Source organism: Vibrio sp. TRT 29B02 (assembly GCF_050113655.1).
Taxonomy (GTDB): Bacteria; Pseudomonadota; Gammaproteobacteria; order Enterobacterales; family Vibrionaceae; genus Vibrio.
Genome location: NZ_JBNJOJ010000017.1, coordinates 49013 through 67612 on the forward strand (window position 1 = coordinate 49013; position 18600 = coordinate 67612).

Annotated in this window: 17 protein-coding genes; 3 read left to right on the forward strand and 14 right to left on the reverse strand. The window is 45.1% G+C overall.

What is annotated here, in order from left to right; all coding sequences use genetic code 11:
- Window positions 1-75 precede the first annotated feature (75 nt).
- Both glnD and ACQEXT_RS12025 read left to right on the forward strand, forming a co-directional pair.
- Complete coding sequence (gene glnD, locus ACQEXT_RS12020) at window positions 76-2697, forward strand: bifunctional uridylyltransferase/uridylyl-removing protein GlnD (protein WP_331416122.1); 2622 nt, start codon at window positions 76-78, stop codon at window positions 2695-2697.
- Window positions 2698-2836: 139 nt separating this feature from the next.
- Window positions 2837-3220: a DUF3461 family protein gene (locus ACQEXT_RS12025; protein WP_138973461.1), complete on the forward strand. Its 384-nt coding sequence runs from the start codon at window positions 2837-2839 to the stop codon at window positions 3218-3220.
- A gap of 220 nt (window positions 3221-3440) precedes the next feature.
- Here ACQEXT_RS12025 and pgpA read toward each other — a convergent pair whose 3' ends face one another.
- From pgpA to ACQEXT_RS12095, 14 genes are all read right to left on the reverse strand, one after another.
- Window positions 3441-3947, reverse strand: a complete 507-nt coding sequence (gene pgpA / locus ACQEXT_RS12030; RefSeq protein ID WP_426952228.1) for a phosphatidylglycerophosphatase A — start codon at window positions 3945-3947, stop codon at window positions 3441-3443.
- Between the two features lie 13 nt (window positions 3948-3960).
- Window positions 3961-4926, reverse strand: a complete 966-nt coding sequence (gene thiL, locus ACQEXT_RS12035; protein ID WP_331416125.1) for a thiamine-phosphate kinase — start codon at window positions 4924-4926, stop codon at window positions 3961-3963.
- 77 nt (window positions 4927-5003) lie between these two features.
- Complete coding sequence (gene nusB / locus ACQEXT_RS12040) at window positions 5004-5471, reverse strand: transcription antitermination factor NusB (protein WP_138973464.1); 468 nt, start codon at window positions 5469-5471, stop codon at window positions 5004-5006.
- Window positions 5471-5941, reverse strand: a complete 471-nt coding sequence (gene ribH, locus ACQEXT_RS12045; protein ID WP_078534915.1) for a 6,7-dimethyl-8-ribityllumazine synthase — start codon at window positions 5939-5941, stop codon at window positions 5471-5473. The genes nusB and ribH overlap by 1 nt, the downstream gene beginning before the upstream one ends.
- A gap of 188 nt (window positions 5942-6129) precedes the next feature.
- Window positions 6130-7239: a bifunctional 3,4-dihydroxy-2-butanone-4-phosphate synthase/GTP cyclohydrolase II gene (ribBA, locus tag ACQEXT_RS12050; protein WP_331416126.1), complete on the reverse strand. Its 1110-nt coding sequence runs from the start codon at window positions 7237-7239 to the stop codon at window positions 6130-6132.
- A gap of 59 nt (window positions 7240-7298) precedes the next feature.
- Window positions 7299-7952 carry a riboflavin synthase gene (locus ACQEXT_RS12055; protein WP_138973466.1) on the reverse strand — a complete coding sequence of 218 codons (654 nt, stop codon included), beginning with the start codon at window positions 7950-7952 and terminating at the stop codon, window positions 7299-7301.
- A 2-nt stretch (window positions 7953-7954) separates the two neighbouring features.
- Window positions 7955-9061, reverse strand: a complete 1107-nt coding sequence (gene ribD / locus ACQEXT_RS12060) for a bifunctional diaminohydroxyphosphoribosylaminopyrimidine deaminase/5-amino-6-(5-phosphoribosylamino)uracil reductase RibD (RefSeq protein WP_426952230.1) — start codon at window positions 9059-9061, stop codon at window positions 7955-7957.
- A 12-nt stretch (window positions 9062-9073) separates the two neighbouring features.
- Window positions 9074-9523, reverse strand: a complete 450-nt coding sequence (nrdR, locus tag ACQEXT_RS12065) for a transcriptional regulator NrdR (RefSeq protein ID WP_138973468.1) — start codon at window positions 9521-9523, stop codon at window positions 9074-9076.
- 104 nt (window positions 9524-9627) lie between these two features.
- A complete protein-coding gene (locus ACQEXT_RS12070) occupies window positions 9628-10878 on the reverse strand; it encodes a glutamate-5-semialdehyde dehydrogenase (protein WP_331416129.1) in 1251 nt (416 codons plus the stop codon).
- Window positions 10879-10889: 11 nt separating this feature from the next.
- Window positions 10890-12023: a glutamate 5-kinase gene (gene proB / locus ACQEXT_RS12075; protein WP_269376678.1), complete on the reverse strand. Its 1134-nt coding sequence runs from the start codon at window positions 12021-12023 to the stop codon at window positions 10890-10892.
- A gap of 168 nt (window positions 12024-12191) precedes the next feature.
- A complete protein-coding gene (crl, locus tag ACQEXT_RS12080; protein ID WP_426952232.1) occupies window positions 12192-12581 on the reverse strand; it encodes a sigma factor-binding protein Crl in 390 nt (129 codons plus the stop codon).
- 103 nt (window positions 12582-12684) lie between these two features.
- Window positions 12685-13932 (reverse strand): esterase FrsA, encoded by a 1248-nt coding sequence (gene frsA, locus ACQEXT_RS12085; RefSeq protein ID WP_426952233.1) that lies wholly within the window; start codon window positions 13930-13932, stop codon window positions 12685-12687.
- A 99-nt stretch (window positions 13933-14031) separates the two neighbouring features.
- A complete protein-coding gene (gene tet(34) / locus ACQEXT_RS12090) occupies window positions 14032-14496 on the reverse strand; it encodes an oxytetracycline resistance phosphoribosyltransferase domain-containing protein Tet(34) (protein WP_138973473.1) in 465 nt (154 codons plus the stop codon).
- 239 nt (window positions 14497-14735) lie between these two features.
- Window positions 14736-16025 carry an NCS2 family permease gene (locus ACQEXT_RS12095; RefSeq protein ID WP_426952234.1) on the reverse strand — a complete coding sequence of 430 codons (1290 nt, stop codon included), beginning with the start codon at window positions 16023-16025 and terminating at the stop codon, window positions 14736-14738.
- Window positions 16026-17045: 1020 nt separating this feature from the next.
- On the opposite strand from ACQEXT_RS12095, the gene ACQEXT_RS12100 reads away from it, so the two are divergent.
- The gene (locus ACQEXT_RS12100) at window positions 17046-18515 is read left to right on the forward strand and encodes an aminoacyl-histidine dipeptidase (protein ID WP_426952235.1); all 1470 of its coding nucleotides are present in this window, start codon (window positions 17046-17048) and stop codon (window positions 18513-18515) included.
- The last annotated feature ends 85 nt before the right edge of the window (window positions 18516-18600 follow it).

Here is an 18600-nt window from a genome sequence, read left to right on the forward strand (position 1 = left end):
CCAGTCGGGGATATTTTTTTATCCTTATAAGTCTGATAGATTGGTCATCAGGACTGTTTTGCATGGATTCGCTGTATGCCGTTTCAATCACCACTCACTTTTGACGATCAACAGCTCACAATTGCTGAGTTAAAAAACCAGCTAGAAAAATTTGCTGATTACCAGAAACAAGAGTTTCTTGCCCATCACCCAGTGACCGACTTGGTATTAGGTCGAGCTGAATATATCGACCTACTTCTCAACCGTTTGTGGCAACATTTTGGCTTTACCGCCTTACCTAATATTAGCCTTGTCGCTGTTGGCGGTTATGGTCGAGGTGAACTACACCCACTGTCAGACATCGATATCCTGGTTGTATCGCGTAAGGCATTGCCTGATGCACTTGCCAGCAAAGTGAGTGAGTTCATTACCCTACTTTGGGATTTACGTTTAGAAGTCGGCCACGCGGTACGTAGTGTCGAAGAGTGTGCTGCCATAGGACGTGAAGACCTCACGGTGGCGACGAACTTACAAGAGGCTCGTTTGCTGTGTGGTTGCGAAGATACCTTTCACCAGCTAAAAATGGTGATTCATTCAGAATCATTTTGGCCAAGTGAGATTTTCTACAAGGCCAAGGTTCAAGAGCAGCGCGACCGACATGCTCGCTACCACGATACGACTTACAATCTAGAGCCGGATATTAAGTCTACGCCAGGTGGTTTACGTGATATACACACTCTGAGTTGGGTCGCACGTCGTCACTTTGGTGCAACATCGCTACTCGAAATGAGTCGCTATGGATTTCTAACCGATGCCGAGTACCGAGAACTGGTCGAGTGTCAGGATTTTCTATGGCGCGTTCGCTTCGCGTTGCACATTGAGTTAAAACGCTATGATAACCGCCTCACCTTTGCTCATCAGCCTCAGGTGGCTGAAAGCCTTGGATATACTGGGGAAGGAAATCGAGGCGTTGAGATGATGATGAAAGAGTTCTATCGTACGCTTCGCCGCGTAGCAGAACTCAATAAAATGCTGCTAAAACTCTTCGATCAAGCGATCCTCGACAACGGTATCGAAGATAAGCCAGAAGTTCTCAGCGAGGATTTTCAGCGTCGCGGTCATCTTATTGAAGCGCGTAAACCTGCGTTATTTCAGGCGCGTCCTGAAACTATCTTAGATATGTTCCTGCATATCGCGAATGATTCAACCATTGAAGGTGTCTCGCCACCGACCATGCGCCAACTAAGAACCGCTCGTCGACGCCTGAATAAATTTTTACACACCATTCCAGAAGCTCGTGAAAAGTTCTTAGAGCTTTGTCGTCATCCAAATGCACTGCACAAAGCCTTCAGTCTGATGCACAAACTTGGAGTACTAGCGGCCTATCTGCCTCAATGGAGCCAAATCGTCGGCCAGATGCAGTTTGATTTGTTTCATGTCTATACCGTTGATGAACACAGCGTGCGACTCCTAAAACATATCAACACCTTCGGCTACGCTAAAAACCACGATAAACACCCTATCTGCTGCGAAGTCTATCCGAGAATTCAGAAAAAAGAGTTATTGATCATCGCAGCCATTTTCCATGACATAGGCAAAGGTCGTGGGGGAGATCACTCGGTTATTGGTGAAGGTGAAGCGTACGATTTTTGTATCGAACACGGTTTATCTAAGCCTGAAGCAAAGCTAGTTTCTTGGTTAGTTAGAAACCATCTACTGATGTCTGTGACCGCTCAGCGCCGTGATATCTATGATCCGGAGGTGATTACTGAGTTTGCGAAACAAGTTCGCGATGAAGAGTATTTAGAGTATCTGGTTTGTCTCACGGTCGCGGATATTTGTGCCACCAACCCAGAATTATGGAACAGCTGGAAGCGTACCTTGCTTGCGGAGCTTTTTTACTCAACGCAACGAGCACTGCGCCGCGGCTTGGAAAACCCTGTCGATGTCAGGGAACGTATTCGTCACAACCAACAATTAGCCTCGGCTTTGCTGCGCAAAGAAGGGTTTAGTGCCCGAGAAATTGAAGTATTGTGGCAGCGCTTTAAGGCAGATTATTTTTTACGCCATACACACAAACAGATCGCTTGGCACTGTATGCACTTACTTCGCCATGAAGACCATACCAAGCCACTGATCCTGATGTCTAAAAAAGCCACTCGCGGTGGTACAGAAGTGTTTGTCTATAGTAAAGACCAGCATGCGCTTTTCGCCACTGTGGTCGCAGAACTTGACCGACGTAACTTCAACGTTCATGACGCGCAAGTCATGACCAGCAAGGATGGTTACGTACTCGATACCTTTATGGTTCTAGATCAGCATGGTGAAGTGATTGACGAAAGCCGCCATAAAGCAGTGATTAAACATCTGGCACACGTACTTGAAGATGGTAGACCAACCAAAATCAAGACACGCCGGATTCCGCGTAACCTGCAACATTTTCAGGTCAAGACGACGGTCGATTTCCTACCGACAAAGAGCAAAAAGCGTACCTTACTCGAGTTTGTTGCTCTGGATACTCCTGGATTGCTGGCAACGGTAGGGGCAACCTTTGCCGATTTGGGGATTGATCTGCACGCTGCGAAGATCACAACCATTGGCGAGCGTGCCGAAGACTTGTTCATCATTACTAGCCAAAATGGTGGCAAATTAACAGAGGAAGAACAGCAAGAATTGCGCGAAAACTTGATTAAAAACATCGCTGAACTGGCACCGTAAGCGATCTCGACCACAAGTTATTAACTTGGTTAAAAAAGCGCTGTCTACCACGAATATTGACTGCTACATTAATAGTGAATTGTTTAATCCCTACTCGCTTTGAGTAGGGATCGTCACTGCAACACAATAGAGGTAGCCTATGTATCCACACCTCACTGGTTTAGGTATTCACGATCCTAAACAAATTGAGCGCTATTCCCTTCGTCAAGAAGCGCACAAGGATGTGTTAAAAATCTATTTTCACAAACAAAAAGGTGAGTTGTTTGCGAAAAGCGTCAAGTTCAAATACCCACGACAAGTCAAAAACGTTTTGGTTGATAGCGGAAGCCATCAATACAAAGAAGTGACTGAAATAAACCGCAACTTGACTCTAGTTATTGATGAGCTGAATAAGTTGACCAAGCCGGTTAGCAGCAATGAAGTCGACGTAAAACAGAAGATTCTTACCGACTTACGCCACTTAGAGAAAGTGGTCTCAAGTAAGATTGCAGAGATCGAAGCGGATTTAGAGAAGCTGAAATAGAAGCGAGAAATTTTTGGAAGGTTGACGTGAAAGCGTCAACCTTTTTTTCTGGATTTTAGAACAAAAAACTCTGTATCAGATACCTGCACCTCTCGAAGGGCGCAGCCCGTTCTAAATTCTCGTAGGACGAAGTCCGTTCTCGAAGCGCAGCGCTCTAATTTCTCGACTCTCGGAGCGAAGCGTTCTAGATTCTCGTAGGGCGAAGCCCGGTCTCGAATCTTTAAACAAGCCAACCCGCATATTTGCCAACCAGATAAAGCGCCACACCCGCCATCACACCAGCGACAATATCATCCAGCATAATACCTAACCCGCCATGTACTCGCTTATCCAACCAGCCGATAGGCCATGGTTTTACCATGTCGAAGAATCGGAACAGAACAAAGCCCGTTAACAGCCATTTCCAGTCATATGCCGACAGGTTTAGTACTGGGACCACTAACATGGTAATCCAAAAGCCAGCAAACTCATCCCATACAATTGAGCCATGATCATGAACCCCCATATCATCCGAGGTGACTTGGCAAATTTTTACACCGATGATGCAAGCAACGACGAGTGCAACAAGATACAAAGGCAGAGGTAATTGCACCAGCAGCAAATAGAAGGGGATCGCCGCTAGCGTACCCATCGTACCCGGCACGATGGGCGATAGACCACTACCGAAACCAGTCGCAAGTAGGTGCCATGGATTTTTTAATGAGATAAGAGAAAGAGGATTTGTCATAACTGATTATATCTTACTTAAAGTGATCGTAGCCGCTTAGGTGCCAGTCGATTGGTTGCCCATTACTGTGCAGTTCAAAGGTTCCCTGAGGACGAATCTGGCCGATACATGTTACCTTAGCGCCACAATGTGCGAGTGCACTTTCAATCGATCCCTTGTTCTGCTCAGGGACGGTAAAGCACAGTTCATACTCTTCACCACTTGATAACGCATATTGCAGAGCAAGCTCTGCACTGCCTACAAACTGAGTAAGTTCATTAGAAACAGGAAGTTGTGCTACGTCAAGGCTTACCCCAACGTGTGAGCGATTCAATATATGCTTGATATCAGAAATCAGTCCGTCAGAAATATCGATAGCGGAACTAGCCAAATTGAGTAGTGCTTGCCCCACCAGCACTCTTGGTGTTGCTAGGTAATGACGCTGCTCCAGTTGCTCGGCAAAAGGCTTACGACGCAAACTGTTATCAAGCACTACATCTAAGCCTGCTTTGCTGTCACCGAGCACCCCGGTAACGTAGACCCAATCGCCAACCTGAGCACCATCTCGACGTAATGCTTTATCTGCATCCACTAAACCCTGCACGGTTAAAGTGATACTTAAAGGCCCTTTAGTGGTATCACCACCTATTAACTGGATTCCGTAGTAATCCGCCAACTCAAAGAATGCATCACAGAAGGGCGCCAGCCATAACTCATCTGGGCTCGGCATAGTTAACGCAAGTGATACCCAACTCGGGGTCGCCCCCATTGCGGCAAGATCACTAATATTGGACGCTAATGCCTTGTGCGCAACCCAGCTAGGGTTTGCATCAGCCAGGAAGTGTGTCCCTGCAACTAAAGTATCGGTACTGATCGCCACAGAAAGGTTCTCTGGTACTTTTACCAATGCACAATCGTCACCTGCGGCAAGCACAACGTCTTTCCGTTGCTTCTGACGATTAACAAAATATTTTTCAATCAGATTAAATTCACCAGACATACTATGACCGTTAAATTATTGAATGTTTGGACATAAAAAAGGTCAGCATTTGCTGACCTTTAGATAATCAAAACCGATTATTTCTTACGCACATGAGGTGCCGCTTTATCTAGCACACCATTGACGAATTTGTGGCTATCTTCCGCCGCGAACACTTTTGCAAGTTCAATCGCTTCGTTAATGACCACTTTGTAAGGCACGTCTTCACGACGTGTCATTTCATACATTGCTAAACGAAGAAGCGCTAGCTCCATCATATCCAAATCTTGCATTGGACGAGCAGTGTATGGACGAATCTTACTATCTAGCTCTGTGTGACTTAGCACAACACCTGTTAGTAGGTCACGGAAGTATGCGACATCTGTATCCGGAGTAGATAGTGCAGGTTCTGATGCATGATGTTCTTCTTCATCATACTTGCCACCTGACAAAAACTGCTCCTCAATCGTAGCAACATTTTCTTTAGTAATTTGCCAAGAGTAGATCGCTTGTAGAGCGAATCGACGTGCATTACGACGTGCGGCTGGTTTCACACTGGCCCCCATTAGGAATCGATTTCTGAAAGAACGTTAATCATCTCAAGTGCGCTTAGTGCAGCCTCTGCACCTTTATTACCAGCCTTGGTTCCTGCGCGCTCAATTGCTTGGTCAATTGTATCAACAGTCAGTACACCAAATGCGACTGGAAGACTGTATTCCAGAGACACCTGCGCAAGACCCTTGTTACATTCACTACAAACATAGTCAAAGTGTGGTGTACCACCGCGAATTACTGTACCTAGTGATACGATCGCATCGTACTTACCGGTTTTAGCTACGCGCTGAGCAACAAGTGGAAGCTCTACTGCACCAGGACAGCGAACGATAGTGATATTATCTTCGCTTACTTGACCGTGACGCTTTAAAGTATCGATTGCACCAGACAATAGACTTTCGTTAATAAAACTGTTGAAACGAGAAATAACGATAGCAATTTTTGCGTTTGGCGCTGGGAAGCCACCCTCGATCACTTTCATAAGCCTTCCTTTAACTATGTTCATCAAGTGAGAATCGCCGGATTCTAGCACAAATCTGTGAGCAATATCTAATAGAAATTTAACAGAACTCGTACCCAGCAGCTAAAGCATTTGGCTAGTACAAGTTTTAGGCCTTGCACTAACGACAAGGCCTGATTGAGTAGGTAGAACAAGGTTAGTGACCAAGATTACTCACATACATATTCAACGACGTTCAGGCCAAAACCGCCAAGCGCATGGTACTTTTTGTTGGTTGATGACAATAGACGCATATCATGCACGCCAAGATCCGCAAGAATCTGCGATCCCACCCCCACGCGGCGAGAGGTACCTTGTTTTTTCGCTAATGTTGGTGCTTGACCTTTGTCCTGTGCTTCGAACATTTTAACGCGGTGGATCAACAGTTCCGTTGACTCCTCGTTACCAAGAATAACCAAAACACCGCCCTGTTCACCGATACGTTTCATGGCCGCATCAAGCGTCCAACTGCGCTCAGCATTTCTATCGCTATGCAGTAAGTCAGTAAAAGTATCTTGCAAATGAACACGGACTAACGGTGCATCTGCGGTTAACTCACCTTTGCAAAGTGCATAGTGGATTTGGTTGTCTATGGTGTCACGGTAAGTCACTAAGTTAAATTCACCAAACTCGGTAGGCAATTGACATTCAGCGACACGCTCAATGGTCGTTTCCGTGTTATTGCGGTATTCAATCAGATCCGCAATCGTACCCAGTTTAAGGCCATGCTTTTCAGCAAAAACTTCCAAGTCAGGACGGCGTGCCATAGTGCCATCGTCATTGAGAATCTCGACAATCACACCCGCTGGCTCTAGCCCAGCAAGACGAGCTAAATCACAACCTGCTTCTGTATGCCCGGCACGTGTTAAAACTCCGCCTTCTTGCGCCGCTAAAGGAAAGATGTGGCCTGGCTGAACAAGATCTGCGGCTTTGGCATCTTTCGCAACTGCCGCCTGAACTGTACGCGCGCGGTCTGCGGCAGAAATACCCGTCGTTACGCCTTCCGCAGCTTCGATTGAAACCGTAAAGTTGGTGGTGTACTGAGCATTGTTGTCTTGAACCATAGGAGGCAAACCAAGACGCTCACAACGCGCTTTAGTCATGGTTAAGCAGATCAAGCCACGACCGTGAGTCGCCATGAAGTTAATCGCTTCTGGAGTCACATGCTCAGCAGCCATGATTAAATCGCCTTCATTCTCACGATCTTCGTCATCCATCAGGATAACCATTTTACCTAAACGAATATCATCAATAATTTCTTGTGGCGTACTAATTGGCATCTTTATATTCCTATCTTGGCTTCTAGCGGCTAATTAAATCGGTCAGACCATTGCCTAACCTAGGCAAATCCATTTTGCTGTAAAAATTCCATGGTGATGCTGGATTGTGTTTGTTGCTCTTCTCGACTGGTCAGTAAACGTTCCATATAGCGAGCAAGTACATCAACTTCGAGGTTCACTTTTCGACCCACATGGAAATCGGCAATTGTCGTCTCTTCACCCGTATGCGGAACTATGGTGAGTTTGAACGCGTTCTTGCGTAGAGCGTTCACTGTCAAGCTGATACCATCAACCGTAATCGAACCTTTTTCCGCAACGTATTTCGACAGCTCCTCTGGCATTGATACCCAGAATTCAATAGCACGCCCTATCATATTTCTTTCAACGATTTGGCCGACTCCATCAACATGCCCAGAGACAATGTGCCCGCCAAACCGGGTCGTTGGTAACATTGCCTTTTCTAAGTTAACTTTGTCACCCGCTTGGTAATCAGTAAATCCTGTTTTATCAAGGGTTTCTAGTGACAAGTCTGCGGTATAACTGGTGGAAGTAAAGGCGACGACCGTTAAGCAGACACCATTGGTGGCAATACTATCGCCAAGCTTGACATCACTCATATCAAGCTTGCCAACATCAACCGTCACACTAATGTCTTCGCCCTTTGGCGTGATTGCAGTCAAGGTACCGACTGCTTCTACAATACCTGTAAACATGATTAGGATTCTTTCTTTTCAATTGTGGCAACGATGCGTACATCGCGACCAACGAGTCTGATATCTTTAAAATTAAGATCAATGACATCGGCCATTGACGCCAGCCCAAGTGCGCCGAGCAATCCTCGACCATCACTTCCCATAATCTTAGGAGCCAGATAGAGCACCAGCTCATCAACTAGATTTTGCTGAATAAGACTAGACGCTAATGTCGCTCCAGCTTCGACCCAGAGATGGTTAATGTTATGAGCAGTCGCCAATTGAGAAAATGTCGCGGCTAAATCCACTTGCTGATTTGAGTTTAGCGTTGGCTGCACATCACCTTGTGGTGAAACAATTAAACGCTCCCCTTCAGTATGAAATAACTTTAACTCTGGTGTCAGTTGGCTTTGTCTATCGAGAATAACTCTAACTGGCTGGCGCAATTGCTGATGTGGGTACTTCGTCTGTACTGAAATAGGTAACTCTTCCCAACGCACATTCAATGAAGCATTGTCTTCAATAACGGTTTTGCTGGTTGAGAGTATCGCGCCGCTTTGTGCGCGGTAGTTTTGTACGTCCTGACGCGCTTGCGCAGATGTGATCCACTGACTTTGGCCATTAGACAAGGCTGTCTGACCATCTAAGCTAGCAGCCATTTTTAATTGAACAAACGGCATTCCGCTTTTCATTCGTTTGATAAATGCCGGATTTAGATTGATCGCATCTTGTTCCAGCAGGCCGACTTCAACTTCTATGCCCGCATCGCGCAGCATTTTAATCCCGCGCCCTGCGACTTGGGGGTTGGGGTCTTGCATCGCGCAAATGACTTTAGCCACTTTGGCCTTGATCAGCCCCTCTGCACATGGTGGAGTTCTGCCGTAATGAGAGCAAGGCTCTAACGTCACGTATGCAGTGGCACCCACTGACTTTTCACCTGCCATTCGAAGGGCGTGTACTTCAGCGTGGGGTTCACCAGCGCGCAAGTGAAAGCCTTCACCCACGACTTCACCATCAAGGGTGATAACACAGCCTACATTGGGATTTGGAGCCGTGGTATAGATGCCCCCTTTTGCTAACTCAATAGCGCGGGACATCATGATAAAATCTTGCCGAGTAAAGGTAGTCATAGAGAAACGGCCTTAATCTTCTAACCTTGCAATCTCTTCACCAAATTCTCGAATGTCTTCGAAGCTACGGTAAACAGAAGCAAAGCGAATGTACGCAACCTTATCTAGCTCTTTGAGTTGATCCATCACCAAGTTACCTATCATTTCACTAGGTACTTCGCGTTCACCTGTTGCGCGAAGTTGTGACTTAATCATACTAATCGCAACATCGACTGCGTCGGCACTTACTGGGCGTTTTTCTAATGCCCGCTGAAGGCCACCCACCATTTTGTCTTCATTAAATGGTTCACGATTCCCGTTAGATTTAATCACACGAGGCATCACCAGTTCAGCGGTTTCGAAAGTTGTGAAACGTTCATTACACGCAAGACACTGCCTACGGCGACGAACCTGATGGCCATCAGCAACCAAGCGAGAATCGATCACTTTAGTATCATTCTCAGAGCAAAAAGGACAATGCATATCACCTCCATATAAGTGACAGACAGTTTAGCGGATTAAGTATTCTTAATAAAAGCAAAAGGGGCCCGTTAGCCCCTTTTTCAACCAATGTTAACCGATATTTGTTAACTGCGCGGCAAGTAGTTCGCCTTACCAACCCATTTATAACTGGTTAGCTCTTCTAGACCCATTGGACCACGAGCGTGAAGTTTTTGGGTTGATACCGCAACTTCCGCACCCAGACCAAACTGAGCACCGTCAGTGAAACGCGTAGAGGCATTCACATAAACCGCAGCCGAACCAGCAGAGTTTATAAACAACTCCGAGTTAACAAGACTGTTGGTCATGATGGCATCTGAGTGGCTAGCATTGTGCACACGCATGTGGTTAATCGCTTCTTTAACATCCGCCACTACCTTAACACCCAGAGTGTAGCTCAGCCATTCAGTATCAAAGTCACCCTCTACCGCATCGCGCTGCTGTTTGGCTGCACTCATAAAAGGCTTCGCACTTGCTTCGACAACAAAGGTAACTTGGTCGTTGATTCGCTCGATCAGCATTGGCAAGAATTCGGCCGCCACTTTCTCATGTACTAACAGAGTATCAAGTGCATTACAGGCGGAAGGGCGTTGAACTTTAGCGTTTTCTACCACATCCAGAGACTTCACCAAATCAGCGCTCTCATCCACAAAAATATGGCTGATACCAAAACCACCGATGATCACTGGAATCGTGCTGTTCTCTTTACACATTTTGTGTAGACCAGCACCACCACGAGGAATAATCATATCAACGTAATCGTCCAGTTTTAGTAGCTGAGAAACCAATTCACGATCTGGTTTTTCAATGTACTGTACTGATGCAGCCGGAAGTTCAGCTTTCGCTAGTGCAGATTGAATAACCTTAACCAACTCCATGTTAGAGAAAAAAGTCTCTTTACCGCCACGTAAGATACTGGCGTTACCTGTTTTTAAGCACAATGCAGCAATATCGATGGTCACGTTTGGACGCGCTTCATAGATAACACCCACGACGCCAAGAGGAACACGGCGACGAGACAGCGTCATTCCGTTTTCCAACACTTTGCTATCTAGCTCGCTACCCACTGGATCATTAAGGCTGATAACGTTACGTACGTCATTGGCAATCCCCGATAGACGCTCTTGGTTAAGAAGAAGACGATCAAGTAATGCGTCGCTCAAACCTGCATCGCGGCCTTTGGCGATATCCTTAGCGTTGGCAGCTAGAATAGTGTCTGCATTCGCTTCAAGTTCATCAGCGATGATAGCTAGGGCTTTGTTTTTTTGCGCTGTCGAAGCAGTCGCTAGTTGGAACGCCGCATCTTTTGCCGCGATCCCCATTGAAATCAGTTCCACTTTGTTTTTCCTTATTCTTGGATGACGACCATATCATCACGGTGAAGCACTTCGTTGCCGTAATCGTACCCAAGTATTCCGATTATATCTTTACTATGCTTGCCAACGATCTTCGCCATATCTTGACTGGAGTAGCTCGCGATACCACGTGCAATCAGCTTGCCTTTGACATCAGTTACTCGCACGACGTCTCCGCGAGCAAACTCACCACTTACTTTGGTTAAGCCTTTAGCCAATAGACTGCTGCCCTTTCCGACTACAGCATTCACAGCACCATCATCAATAACAATATCACCAGACGCAGCAGGCCCCGCCAATATCCAGCGCTTACGGTTCTCTAGTGCCTCTTCACAAGGTAGGAATCGAGTTCCTTGTGGATGTTCGCCCAATGAGTCGAATACTACGTTCGGTGCACTACCAGCCGCAATAATGACTTCTATACCAGCTCGGCGTGCAATATCCGCTGCTTGCAGTTTTGTTGCCATACCACCGGTACCGAGTGTCGTACCACTGCCACCTGCAATTTTACGCAGCGTGTCATCAATGGTTTTTACTTCCTTAATCAACTCAGCATTAGGGTCTTTGCGAGGATCCGCAGTAAACAGACCTTTTTGATCGGTAAGAAGTAACAGTTTGTCAGCACCACAAAGAATGCCAACTAAGGCAGACAAATTGTCATTGTCACCCACTTTGATTTCACTGGTTGCCACCGCATCGTTTTCGTTAACAACAGGAATAATATCGTTTTCAACTAACGCATTGATGGTGTCACGCGCATTTAAGAAGCGCTCACGGTCTTCAAGATCGGCACGTGTTAACAGCATTTGTCCGATTTTTAGTCCATAAATAGCGAACAATGACTCCCAAGTCTGAATTAACTGACTTTGTCCAACAGCCGCTAGTAGCTGCTTACTTGCCATTGAGTTGGGCAGTGCGGGGTATCCTAGGTGTTCGCGTCCTGCTGCAATCGCGCCAGACGAGACCATCACGACAGAGTGGCCTTGCTTTTTCAGTTCTGCACATTGACGAACCAACTCAACCATATGAGCTCGGTCCAAAGCCAGAGTGCCACCAGTTAAAACACTTGTACCTAATTTAACCACCACGGTCTGAGACTGTGATGCTTTTCCGCTTTCTTGATTCATTGCCTTTCTACTATGAAATAAATAAAAAACCGTCACGACCCTAGCGCAAGAAGATAGGCTAACAAGATCGATTAGACCTGATGTTTTAGCAATCAAATGGCAAATTCACAAGCAGAAAAGGCGCTAAAAAGCGCCTTTTTGGTGAACAGCAATAATAAGCAACGAAAATTAGACGAATTCTACCGACTCTTTATGCATTGCCACTGGTATTTCGAAATCCTTACTCAGTGTTTCTATCAGTTTCTGATGGAAGGCCTCCTGAGTGCGCGTCACATCTTCGACCGTTTTTTTCGGTAATGCTTTCTCCTGCCACTCACCTGCCACATCATACAATCCAGTTCGATAGCGAGCTTCAAATAGATCGCCGTTTTTCTCGAGCTCTAACCACCAGCCCCAAAACTCCCTTTGTTCAGGAGATTTTTTGTCGTTTACACACACAGACAAGCAATCAAAGATATACATGCCATCCGTGCTCTGTGATTCTCGTAGATAAGGACCAATAGCTCTTAGGGTTGATAACAAGCGGTAGTGCGTTGGACTTTTCGTCGGTTCAGACATAATGAATCTCCATATTCATTGACTTATTATAATCGCCTACTAGAAAGGACTTAAAAGTCTGGGTAGTCGATATGATTAAGTGTTGTCTAAATTAGCTGAAATGTCATCTAATTAGCTCGTCTTCCAACCACTTTATCGCTAAATCGAGGGATTGCTCATAGCCTTGTGTAATTGTTTTAGCACTAATTTTCTTAGCTTTACCGTAATCACTAAAAAGTGCCACTAACTGATTGTCACTATAGGGTGAGACTGGATCATTCTCTAAACTCATGGCGAGAATCGGTACACGAGTTTTACGGCTAGACAAAATCCCCTGAACCTTAAGAGACCATGCCATCAACTGACCTGCGAGACTATTAATATCCACCACACTTTTGCCCAGACGCGATGCCAAGACATCTAAATACATTTTGGGCATCTGCTTTAACTTGGCTGGCGAAGACAAGACATCGTGAATAGGTGCTCCTAATGATACGCACGCTTTGATTTTATCTTGCTCCATAAATGACAAACGCACCATCGCATTGCCGCCAAATCGAAAACCAATCAGACCAACTCTATGATGATCGACCCACGGGATACTGTACAACTCATTCAGCACTGCCTGATGCAAACACGACGTGTCCTCAGTCAGGTTCCAATGGATATTGTGTCCAATCGAAGGCATATCGACAGTGAGCATTGCGATGTTTTTCTTCGCCAAATGATCGCGGAACAAACTCCACAAATCTGTTTGTAGGCTATCTAAGCCAGCACTGACCATCACTACAGGCTGAGGCTTTTCCGTACTGGTCAGATGGAGATGAGCAACGATACTCTTCTTCTGATATGGCACTTCAATCCGCTTAACGATAAATCCGGTCTTTTTAGTGGCTTCAGTATAAGCGCTACTTGCCAGTACCTGCGCTTGAGTCGCAAGGCGGTCATTTTTCAAATGTGGGTAACCAGCGATACTAAAACAGAGCGATGCATTAAATAGCTCATCCGCCGCCATTTCACCCTTTAGCTCGGCCGAACGCTTCTGGTGTAGCATCCCCAATTTCGTCCACTCGTATGTCCAGTTACCACTGTGATATCCCATCACAGTGTCGAGCCACTCATCATGAGTACGAGAATGTTTTGAAGCCGCAATTTTAGCGAGGACAGATTCTATTTCGATAGGATCTAATCCCTGCCACGCCCACTGCATTCTGCGCAAGTTTCGGTACCACTTGTAACCATCTTCCAACTGTTTCTCTTCAAGAAACTTCTCGCTTGTTGGCATGTATTGGGTCAACGCAGAAGTCTCTTTCGCTTGCTTATGGTTAGCGAATAAGGTTTCTGAGAGGTTCTTACTGACTTCCTCGGACATTAGTACAACCTAATTAAAATCATTTTCTAAATAGTAATAAAAAAAATGACCCAATAAAGGGTCATCCATCAATTATTTGCCGAGATATCAATCTAGCGACTACTTTTGCTTACGGTTGATTGGCTCTACGTACTGAATTGACATATCCCAAGGTTGCTCAATCCATGTGTCTTGAGCAATATCGACAACGTAGTCATCCAGCAGTTCAACACCCGCTGGTTTAGCACATACTGCGATCAGTTTGGCTTTTGGGTACATTTCACGCAGTTTACGCGCCGTGTCACCGCTATCGACAAGATCTTCAACAATAAGGAAGCCTTCACCATCGCCTTGAGGTGCTTTAACAACCGTCATATCACGCTGGTGATCATGGTCGTAGCTAGAAATACAGATAGTATCAACATGACGAATACCCAGCTCACGAGCTAGGATTGCACCAGGAACAAGACCACCACGGCTCACAGCCCAAATTCCTTTCCACTGCTCTGCTGGCATCTGTTTTTCAGCAAGTTCGCGACAGAACGTGTGCATTTGGTCCCAAGTGATGATGAATTTTTTACTCATTGTAATAACCTAATAATTTTTAAAATCTGCATCCCAGCAACGCGTCAAGAATCTCAGGACGATTGCACCAGACATATCTGGGGAAAAGCTACGCAAACGATTATTTTAACGGATGCGACATACAATACCAAAGGGGAATTTGTCTCTACTACAAAAATAATCGCCATAACAGAGCAACTGTTATGGCGAAAAATAGCGTATTTGAGGTTAACTAGCGAACTAAATCAATGAGTTAGCGCTTAAGCTACTAGGTATTTAATAATGAATACCGCAGCAAGAACCCAAACACTCATAGAAACATCACGACCTTTGCCACTTAGCAGTTTGATCGCTGCGTAAGAGATAAAGCCAAGAGCAATACCTTCAGCAATGGAGTAAGTCAGTGGCATAAGAAGACAGGTCACAACAACCGGAGCCGCTTCTGTGAGGTCACGCCAGTCAACGCTTACTAAACCTGACATCATTAGAATCGCAACGTAGAATAGAGCTCCAGCCGTTGCGTAGGCAGGGATCATACCAGCCAATGGTGAGAAGAATAACGCCAGTAGGAACAACACACCAACAACCACAGCAGTAAGACCAGTACGGCCACCGGCCGCCACACCTGCTGTTGATTCAACGTACGAAGTCGTGCTTGAAGTACCGATCATTGCACCAACAGACGTAGCCGTTGAGTCAGCCAAAAGCGCTTTGCTCAAACGTGGAAGCTTGCCATCTTCTTTAATAAGGTTTGCTTTGCTTGCAACACCAACGAGTGTTCCCGCCGTATCGAATAGGTCAACGAAAAGGAACGCGAATACAACTGAAATCATGCCTACTTCAAAAACATCAACGATATTCATCTGCATAAATGTTGGTGCAACACTTGGTGGCATAGACATGAAGCCGCCCCACTGAACATCACCCACGATTAGACCCAATGCAGTGATAATAAGAATCGCGATCATAACCGCGCCGCGCACACCGCGGTACACCAAACCAATGGTCAGGAAAAAGCCCAGAGCAGCAAGCGCTGGTTGTAAACCTGTAATATGTCCTAGACCCACAAGTGTTGCAGGGTTATCAACAACGATACCTGAATTTTGTAGACCGATGAAAGCCAAGAAGAGACCGATACCCGCAGAGATACCAGTACGCAGTGACATTGGGATTGAGTTGATAATCCATTCACGGATCTTAAATACGCTCAACGCCATGAAAATCAGACCCGATACAAATACCGCGCCTAAAGCAACTTGCCACGAATGGCCCATGCCTAACACTACGCCGTAGGTAAAGAAGGCATTCAAACCCATGCCCGGAGCCAGTGCGATTGGGTAGTTAGCGACAAAGCCCATGATGAAACAGCCGATCGCAGCTGCAAGACAGGTTGCTACGAACACAGCACCTTTGTCCATACCTGCATCTGCAAGCATTGCTGGGTTGACAAAAATGATGTAAGCCATCGTCAGGAAAGTAGTAATACCAGCGATGATCTCAGTTTTAACGTTGGTGCCGTTTTCACTGAGCTTGAACAGTTTTTCGAACATGATCGAATCCTAAAAGGGTAAAAAGTAAACGGTTGCGTAATCGATTGGCTCGAATTATAAAGTCATCAAATAGTAAATTCCAGATAGAATTATGACTCTAATCAATATTTCTAACTGTAAAACGACATTTCAAACAAACAACAATGAGAGGCAAGCGTGTTTTCTTGTTTTATTTCAGTCAATAAACATCATTGAGTAGAGAGTTTTCAAAAGACACTTTTTTACTCTAACGGAAAACTCTTCTTAGGAAACTCGCGCGAAGAAGCAAACAAATATGTGCCTAAATGCGTAATAACTAGGTAGATAGGTCGATACACCTAAATCAAGAAATATATCGAGTAGAGGAAAAGGATAGATAAAAAAAAACGCCACTCAGATTGAGTGGCGGTTGAATCATGTCAGCTATATAGGAGCCGTAAAGAATTCCAATAATAGGGGTGAACAAACTGTTCGAGAGTGACAAGCTTAGGGTTAGTAACCGAAGCTTGTTGGGTAAGTAAAGCTGCCTGTGTAAACAGAGCTGTTTAGCCAGAACGCTGCACTTGGTAAACCTTTCATAACTATCACCTTCTAAATCAATTAAAACAGATTACAAATATTGATTTCTCGGTTCCTTGGAGGCGACAAATCGGACTCATCCTTTGAGCATTTCTTTCTTCGCTTGGGAAGTTGGTTACAAATATACCTCAAAGAAATTTAATTACAAGCATTAAAGTGATTAAAGTCACAAAAAATTTAAAACTTGATAAAGATCATTATAATTCCGTAATTAAATTACAGAATTATCAGCTTGTTGTTTTATTTTCCTACATTTTATACGAATCTAGCTACATAGCGTAGTCGAGACAATTCCGTATTCTGTGATAGCCACAAGATAATTCAGCTGCGGTTTCACTACACCCGCGACTCTGGGAGTGATATTCTGTGCCTCTACTTAATAGGCCAGATGCAGATTAATTCTCTACATTATTAAGATTACAAATCATATGATCTGGCATTATTCTTAAAAAGGAGTCATCCGTGTCTGAATTCCATTCTGAAATCAGCAACTTATCACCTGCTCCACTTTGGCAGTTTTTCGATAAGATCTGTTCTATTCCTCACCCTTCAAAGCATGAAGAAGCCCTTGCCCAGTACATTGTTAACTGGGCAACAGAGCAAGGCCTAGATGTTCGTCGTGATCCAACAGGTAACGTGTTCATTAAAAAGCCCGCGACACCAGGTATGGAAAACAAGAAAGGTGTAGTTCTCCAAGCACACATCGATATGGTGCCGCAGAAGAACGAAGACACAGATCATGATTTCGCAAAAGATGCTATCCAACCTTATATAGATGGGGAATGGGTTACCGCAAAAGGCACGACGCTAGGTGCTGACAACGGCATTGGTATGGCTTCTTGTTTAGCAGTGCTTGCTTCAACAGAGATCAAACATGGTCCAATCGAAGTTCTGCTTACTATTGATGAAGAAGCAGGAATGACTGGCGCATTTGGTTTGGAAGCGGGTTGGTTGGAAGGCGATATTCTTCTAAACACAGACTCTGAACAAGAAGGTGAAGTCTACATGGGTTGTGCGGGCGGCATCGATGGTGAAATGACGTTCAATATTACTCGTGAAGCGATTCCTGCTGGTCTTGTTACTCGCCAACTGATCCTGAAAGGACTTAAAGGCGGTCACTCTGGTTGTGATATCCACACAGGTCGCGGGAACGCCAACAAATTACTTGCTCGATTCTTAGCGGGTCATGCTCAAGAGTTAGATCTTCGCCTCATTGAGTTCCGTGGTGGTAGCTTACGTAATGCGATCCCTCGTGAAGCATTTGTTACCGTCGCAATTCCAACTGAAAACGAAGCTAAACTGGCTGAACTTTTTGACTTCTATACCAACTTGATAAAAACCGAACTGGGTAAAGTTGAAACTGACATTGTCTCATTTAATCAAGCAATCGAAACTCAGTCAGAAGTGCTTTCCATTGCTGACCAGCAACGTTTTATTGCGGCATTGAACGCTTGCCCGAATGGCGTCATTCGTATGAGTGATGAGATAGAAGGCGTTGTTGAAACGTCGCTAAACGTTGGCGTTGTAACGACAGAACAAGATCACATCAACGTACTATGCCTAGTACGATCGCTGATCGATTCTGGTCGCCAACAAGTTGAAGGTATGTTGACTTCTGTTGCAGACCTCGCCGGTGCAAATATCGAGTTTTCTGGTGCATATCCAGGTTGGAAACCAGATGCTGATTCAGAGATCATGGCTATCTTCCGCGATATGTATGAAGGTATCTACGGACACAAGCCAAACATCATGGTCATTCACGCAGGTCTTGAGTGTGGTTTATTCAAAGAACCTTACCCTAATATGGATATGGTTTCTTTTGGCCCAACCATTAAGTTCCCACACTCTCCAGATGAGAAGGTTAAGATCGATACAGTCGCTCTATTCTGGGACCAAATGGTGGCATTGTTAGAAGCAATTCCGAATAAATAGTATTCACTAATCCATTAGTAAAAGTAATTCAAAAAGCCAGCTCACATTAGCTGGCTTTTTTTGTTTTATATACTACCGTTTAATA

Excerpts from the sequence above, each read along its gene's own strand:
- glnD (WP_331416122.1), top strand. The coding sequence starts at position 76 with ATGCCGTTTCAATCACCACTCACTTTTGACGATCAACAGCTCACAATT.
- ACQEXT_RS12025 (WP_138973461.1), top strand. The coding sequence starts at position 2,837 with ATGTATCCACACCTCACTGGTTTAGGTATTCACGATCCTAAACAAATT.
- pgpA (WP_426952228.1), bottom strand. The coding sequence starts at position 3,947 with ATGACAAATCCTCTTTCTCTTATCTCATTAAAAAATCCATGGCACCTA.
- thiL (WP_331416125.1), bottom strand. The coding sequence starts at position 4,926 with ATGTCTGGTGAATTTAATCTGATTGAAAAATATTTTGTTAATCGTCAG.
- nusB (WP_138973464.1), bottom strand. The coding sequence starts at position 5,471 with ATGGGGGCCAGTGTGAAACCAGCCGCACGTCGTAATGCACGTCGATTC.
- ribH (WP_078534915.1), bottom strand. The coding sequence starts at position 5,941 with ATGAAAGTGATCGAGGGTGGCTTCCCAGCGCCAAACGCAAAAATTGCT.
- ribBA (WP_331416126.1), bottom strand. The coding sequence starts at position 7,239 with ATGCCAATTAGTACGCCACAAGAAATTATTGATGATATTCGTTTAGGT.
- ACQEXT_RS12055 (WP_138973466.1), bottom strand. The coding sequence starts at position 7,952 with ATGTTTACAGGTATTGTAGAAGCAGTCGGTACCTTGACTGCAATCACG.
- ribD (WP_426952230.1), bottom strand. The coding sequence starts at position 9,061 with ATGACTACCTTTACTCGGCAAGATTTTATCATGATGTCCCGCGCTATT.
- nrdR (WP_138973468.1), bottom strand. The coding sequence starts at position 9,523 with ATGCATTGTCCTTTTTGCTCTGAGAATGATACTAAAGTGATCGATTCT.
- proB (WP_269376678.1), bottom strand. The coding sequence starts at position 12,023 with ATGAATCAAGAAAGCGGAAAAGCATCACAGTCTCAGACCGTGGTGGTT.
- crl (WP_426952232.1), bottom strand. The coding sequence starts at position 12,581 with ATGTCTGAACCGACGAAAAGTCCAACGCACTACCGCTTGTTATCAACC.
- frsA (WP_426952233.1), bottom strand. The coding sequence starts at position 13,932 with ATGTCCGAGGAAGTCAGTAAGAACCTCTCAGAAACCTTATTCGCTAAC.
- ACQEXT_RS12095 (WP_426952234.1), bottom strand. The coding sequence starts at position 16,025 with ATGTTCGAAAAACTGTTCAAGCTCAGTGAAAACGGCACCAACGTTAAA.